Origin of the sequence: Methanoregula sp., assembly GCF_028712425.1 — an archaeon.
In the GTDB taxonomy this organism is placed as follows: Archaea; Halobacteriota; Methanomicrobia; order Methanomicrobiales; family Methanospirillaceae; genus Methanoregula.
In genome coordinates this window covers 1-5,456 of record NZ_JAQTQD010000050.1, presented here as the reverse complement: position 1 = coordinate 5,456, position 5,456 = coordinate 1, and the positions used below count along the sequence as shown (strand labels likewise).

5 protein-coding genes and 1 tRNA gene are annotated in these 5,456 nt (G+C 54.6%); 5 read left to right on the top strand and 1 reads right to left on the bottom strand.

The features are described from left to right. The 3 genes from PHF39_RS13730 to PHF39_RS13720 all read left to right on the top strand — a co-directional run. The coding region (locus PHF39_RS13730; RefSeq protein WP_300225119.1) for a PGF-CTERM sorting domain-containing protein at window positions 1–1,055 on the top strand (1,055 nt) is incomplete at its 5' end. Window positions 1,056–1,262: 207 nt separating this feature from the next. Then, window positions 1,263–2,789, top strand: a complete 1,527-nt coding sequence (locus tag PHF39_RS13725) for an AMP phosphorylase (RefSeq protein ID WP_300225117.1) — start codon at window positions 1,263–1,265, stop codon at window positions 2,787–2,789. Between the two features lie 39 nt (window positions 2,790–2,828). Continuing rightward, entirely contained in the window at window positions 2,829–4,223 is a 1,395-nt protein-coding gene (locus PHF39_RS13720; protein ID WP_300225114.1) for a carboxypeptidase regulatory-like domain-containing protein, read from the top strand. Between the two features lie 93 nt (window positions 4,224–4,316). On the opposite strand, the gene PHF39_RS13715 is transcribed toward PHF39_RS13720, so the two are convergent. After that, window positions 4,317–4,388, bottom strand: a tRNA-Arg gene (locus tag PHF39_RS13715). 57 nt (window positions 4,389–4,445) lie between these two features. Here PHF39_RS13715 and PHF39_RS13710 point away from each other — a divergent pair. Continuing rightward, entirely contained in the window at window positions 4,446–4,880 is a 435-nt protein-coding gene (locus tag PHF39_RS13710; protein ID WP_300225111.1) for a dCTP deaminase, read from the top strand. A 2-nt stretch (window positions 4,881–4,882) separates the two neighbouring features. Then, on the top strand, window positions 4,883–5,456 hold a 574-nt coding region (locus PHF39_RS13705; protein ID WP_300225108.1), incomplete at its 3' end, for an NrpR regulatory domain-containing protein.

The following is a 5,456-nucleotide window of genomic DNA, read 5'->3' as shown; positions in this document are numbered from 1 at the left end:
ACGCAGGTACCTACACCAACTATGCAGTAAGCCAGGCCCGCGACAAGGATAACCTTGCAAACGCAGCATACGGCACGGTATCTATCATCATCAAGAAGCCGTTCGTCTCTGCAACTGCATCCCAGTCCACCGTTGCAAAGGGTGACAGGGTCTACATTACCGGTACCGCCGAAGGTGACCCGAGCACTGTCCAGATCTGGATTATGGGCAAGAACTATGCCACGAAGAACAGTGCATCCGTGAACTCCGACTCCTCGTTCAAGTACGAGGTCAAGCGGGAGGATACCAAGACCCTTACCGCAGGCCAGTACTTCGTCGTTGTCCAGCACCCGATGCAGAACAAGGTATTCGATGTCGACCTTGAGGGCAGCAATGTTGTCAACAGGCAGCTCATCGCGGACAGTGTCCCAGGTTCTAAATATACCACGATCTTCAAGCTTCTCGGATCCGGCAGCCTGCAGGGCTCCGATGCAGCTGAAGCACTTGCAGAGGGCATCAACGACGCAAACGTCGACGATACCTACACCAAGCTCCAGTTCCTTGTCGAGGTACCCACCATCACCATCGACACGATTGGCGACAAGCACGTTGGTGACAAGTTCACCATCACTGCAAAGACCAACCTTGCCGTTGACGATGAAGTCCTCGTCCAGGTCTACTCATCATCATTCAAGCCGACCATGAAGAGCCAGAGCGGCGAGTTCAGTGGCGCCTCCGGTACCGTCAAGGTCACCAAGGGCGACAGCGGCTACAACAAGATCTCGTTCGATGTTGACTCCTCAACATTCAAGCCGGACGAGTACATTGTGACCGAGGAAGCTGTCCTCCAGGAAGCAACCGGCACGGCACTGTTCAACGTGCTCGAGACCACCGTCAAGACCGTGACCCCGACTGCAGCTCAGACCGCAGTCCAGACCGCAGTCCAGACCGCAGTCCAGACCACCGCTGCAACCGCAGCCCCGACCGCAGCCCCGACCAAGTCACCCGGCTTTGGTGCACTCGTTGCACTGATCGGCCTTGGCGCTGTTGCGTTCGTTGTCGTGCGCAGGCACTGAACTAACTTCTAAATTTTTCTTTTTTTGTGTCTGCCAGTTCTGAAACAAAACCTTTCATTGAGCGGATGCTCGTTCAAGCGACTTTTTCGCATTTTTCCTGCAATCCATTGCATAGTGTGACACCTTATTAAACCCCGGGGGGTCAACGTAGATTAGATACTGCCGATCTTATTACTGCAGGATCCCGTTTTGGGAGGTGCGAGCAGCGTGAAACTGGTTGTAAAGAACATTGATATCGCAACAAGAGGTGTACTCCTGAATCGCCTGGATGCACGGGGTATTGGCGTGATGAATGGTGACCGTGTCCAGGTCATCAATCCCAAAAACGGGCTTTCGGCAACAGCATTTGTCGAGATTACGTCAACAATCGCCCAACAGGGGACCCTTGGGATCTACCGCATCACAAATGAGCGCCTCCAGCTGGAGGATGGCGATGATATCGAGATCCGCGAAGCCGGTCGGCCCGAATCCCTCGACTATATCAAGAAGAAGATGGACGGGGGCAAACTCACCAAGGAAGAGACCCTGACAATCATCAAAGACATTGTCCATGACGAGATCTCTGCTGCGGAACTGACTGCTTACATTACGGCATCCTACATAAATCCGCTCGATATGGATGAGGTCGAGCACCTTACCCGTGCAATGGTGGAGACCGGGGAACAGATCAAGTTCGCCTCCCGCCCCATTGTTGACAAGCACTCTATCGGCGGGGTACCCGGCAACAAGATCACCTTCCTTGTTGTCCCCATCATTGCAGCCAGCGGCCTCAAGATCCCCAAGACGAGTTCCCGGGCAATCACCGGCGCCGGAGGCACGGCAGACCTCATGGAAGTGCTGGCGTTTGTTGAGTTTACCGCTGGGGAGGTCCAGCAGATGACCGATAAGGTAGGGGGATGTATTGTCTGGGGCGGCGCAACGAACATCGCCCCGGCTGATGACCGGATCATCATCCAGGAATACCCGTTCAAGATCGATGCACGGGGCCAGATGCTGGCAAGCGTGATGGCGAAGAAGTTTGCCGTTGGTGCGAACCTTGTCGTCATCGACATCCCGGTCGGTCAGAATACCAAGGTTGCGAATATGGCGGAAGGGCGCAAACTCGCCCGGGAATTCATTGAGCTTGGTGAGAGGCTGGGAATGAAAGTGGAGTGTGCCCTCACATATGGTGACATACCTGTCGGGCACAGCATCGGTCCGAAACTGGAGGTCATCGAAGCGCTGCGTGTCCTTGAGGGCTCCCAGGAACCCAACTCCTTTATCCAGAAGAGTATCTCTATTGCCGGGATTGCTTTGGAGATGGCCGGTAAGGCGCCGCGGGGAGGGGGCATGGCCATGGCACAGGATCTCCTGGCAAGCGGCAAAGCGCTTGAGAAGATGAAACGGATTATCGAGATCCAGGGAGGCGATCCGAATGTCAAGTCATCGGATATCGTTCCCGGGGAACACCAGTTCGTTGTCCGCGCTCCGGTATCCGGGTACGTGATCGAGATGAACAACCGCTCGTTAATCACCCTTGCACGGACCGCAGGGGCACCCCAGGACCGGGGTGCAGGGATTCTCCTTCACGCCAAGAAAGGAAAGCTCGTGAAAGCGGCAGAGCCCCTTTTCACCCTGTACGCGGACCGGAACTGGAGGTTGCAGAAGGCAATCGAGGAAGGCCGCCGCCTCATGCCGATCCTGGTTGAAGGGATGCTGCTGGACCGGGTCCCGTCGTCTTTCTCGGAGATATAGACCGATGTCCTGATATACGAGCAGGTCGCGATATTTATCATGTATCCTCGACCTCGTTTCCTTTTTGCCCTCCTGCTTCTCCTGCTTCTCTGCAGTTCGGCACAGGCAACGACAACTCTGCTGATCACCGTGCAGGACAGCATAGATAATGTCACTCTCTCGCATGCAACCGTGTATGTCAACAGTGCCAACTATGCACGGACAAACTCCATAGGCCAGGCACTGCTCACCCATTCCGGGTTGAATGACCAGGAGATCCGGGTCTCGATGAGCGGGTATAATGACTGGAGCCAGACGGTCAGTAAAAACACCACAGCACTGCTCGTGAATCTCAGCCGCAAGACGCTCACGTTCAAGAGCACCCTGTTCGATTCCGATACATTGAACCCGATCTCCGGTGCCAGGATTAATCTTACCGCAGAGAACGTGACACAGTCAAAGCTGACTGACAGCCGCGGGACTGCAACCTTTGCCGTTACCGGAGCAACTATTTATGCCATTGATATCGCTGCCCCCAACTACGAGTCAAGGAGCGGCACGATTGTCATGGGAGCTGACGACCAGGAAGTGCAGTACAAACTGCTTTCGGGGAACAGTTTCTCGTTTGTCGTCACTGACAAAGATACCGGAAAGGCCGTCCCCGCCGCCGAGGTGCGTCTTAATGCAGTGCTGGCGGGGAAAACCGATGAACGGGGTATCCTGATCATCCCTATCACCCGGGAAAAGACATACACTATCGAGATCTCAAAGGATGGGTATAAATCCTACATGGAATCGCGTGTCATCAGCGACACTGATGCCATCTATTATGCTTCAATATCGAAAGCGCCCCTTGGTGCCTCTATTTTTGTTACGGATGAATCCAAAATGCCCCTGGAAGGAGCGGATGTGTACGTTGACGGCACACTTGTGGGGACAACCAACGAATACGGGCGGATGAGTTCCGCGACACTGGTTTCCGGTGACTATGATGTCGAGGTGAGGAAGACCGGCTATACGCCCCAGGGTCGTACGATAACCATCTCCAGCACAAGCAGGGACTATACCTTCACCCTCCCGCTGGCGAACGCTGCGCTGACCGTCACCGTCCAGGACACCGACAACAAGATTCTTGCCGGGGCATCTGTCCTGGTGGACGGAACTACCGCTGGTGCGACAGATAACAACGGGCAGTTCGTTACCAGCATCCCCTTCAATACTGACGTGAATATTACCGTGACAAAGGAAGGGTACGTCCCGCAATCCGTAAAGAAGCAGGTTATTTCAGGAAATGCTACCGCTGCGGTTACCGTTGTTGTCGGAAAGAGCATCGACTGGGGACTCATCGCTATGATAGGACTGGGGGCACTTGCGATTCTTGTCCTGTTTGCCATTATCAGGGCGCTGGGAAAGCGTTCGGGCGGGCCGCATAAACGGCGGAGAGATGAGATTTAATCCTCTTTTTTTTCACGTGAATTCAGGATAGTGCCCAATCCTGCAGATCCCTGTATGACGGATATCGCCGTGTAACAGCGGGTAAAACAGGAACGGACCCAGCGGGAATCGAACCCGCGTCCTTGGGTTCGAAGCCCAAGAGGATATCCTCTACCCCATGGATCCTTCTCATCTTCTTTACATCAAAAGATATTAAGTATTTTCTGCCGATAACCTATTCCAATGATCCTCTCCTCGTCCGAGTATGTCCGTCGCCTGGAACAGGTCCCTGCCGTCGGAAAACTCGTTATCAATCCATATCTTTCAGAATGCCAGCAACCTGCATCGTACGATCTGCGCTCCGCCAGCGATATCACCCTGGAACCGGGGAAGTGCACGCTTGTTCCCACCGTCGAATGGATTGAACTTCCCACCGATCTTGCCGGGACGCTCATGTGCCGGTCATCGTTCGGCCGGAAGGGAGTATTGCTCGGGGCAGGGTATGTCGACCCGGGATTCCGCGGGCACCTCACCCTGTGCCTGACGAACATGGGGGATGAGATTGTTGTACGAAAAAACGATCGGATCGTCCAGCTGATCCTTCACGAGGTGAAGGGAAGCGGTAACGGGTATTCCGGCCGGTACCAGGACAGTGTCGGGGCTGTCGGGGCAAAGTGACCATGATCCGGACCGAACGAAAATACGTTGAGATTCTTCGAATCTTAAAGGAACACCGCGAACCGATGGGTGCAAAACGGCTCTCCGAACTGATGTCGGAGAGAGGTTTTGTCTTGAGTGACCGTGCCGTCCAGTATTACCTCAGTTACCTCGATGCAGTGGGTTTTACCAAGAAAGTCGGAAACCAGGGAAGGATCCTAACCCCCCTCGGTCTGGAAGAGACGGACAGCGCCCTTGTCGAGGACCGTATCGGGTTTATCATCTCGAAGCTTGAACGCCTTGCCTACCGCAGCACGCTCGATCCGGCCACCGGGACGGGCGATGTTGCATACAATCTCTCAATTGTCCCAAACGAATATGCAGAAAAGGTTACAACGGCTTTCGATGAAGTGATCAAGGCGGGATGCGGCTTCTTCAACTCCTACCGGATCATTGACCATGATCCGCGGATCCCCCACAATCATACCGGGTTCATCACCATCTGCAGCATTTCGATGGACGGTGTCTTCCAGCGCCAGGGAATACCGGTCAGGATGGCATATGGCGGGAGGCTCGAGATCGAGAACGGGGCCCCCC

What these genes read in the sequence shown, in the direction of transcription:
- PHF39_RS13720 (WP_300225114.1), top strand. Translation starts at nt 2,829, where the DNA reads ATGTATCCTCGACCTCGTTTCCTTTTTGCCCTCCTGCTTCTCCTGCTT.
- PHF39_RS13710 (WP_300225111.1), top strand. Translation starts at nt 4,446, where the DNA reads ATGATCCTCTCCTCGTCCGAGTATGTCCGTCGCCTGGAACAGGTCCCT.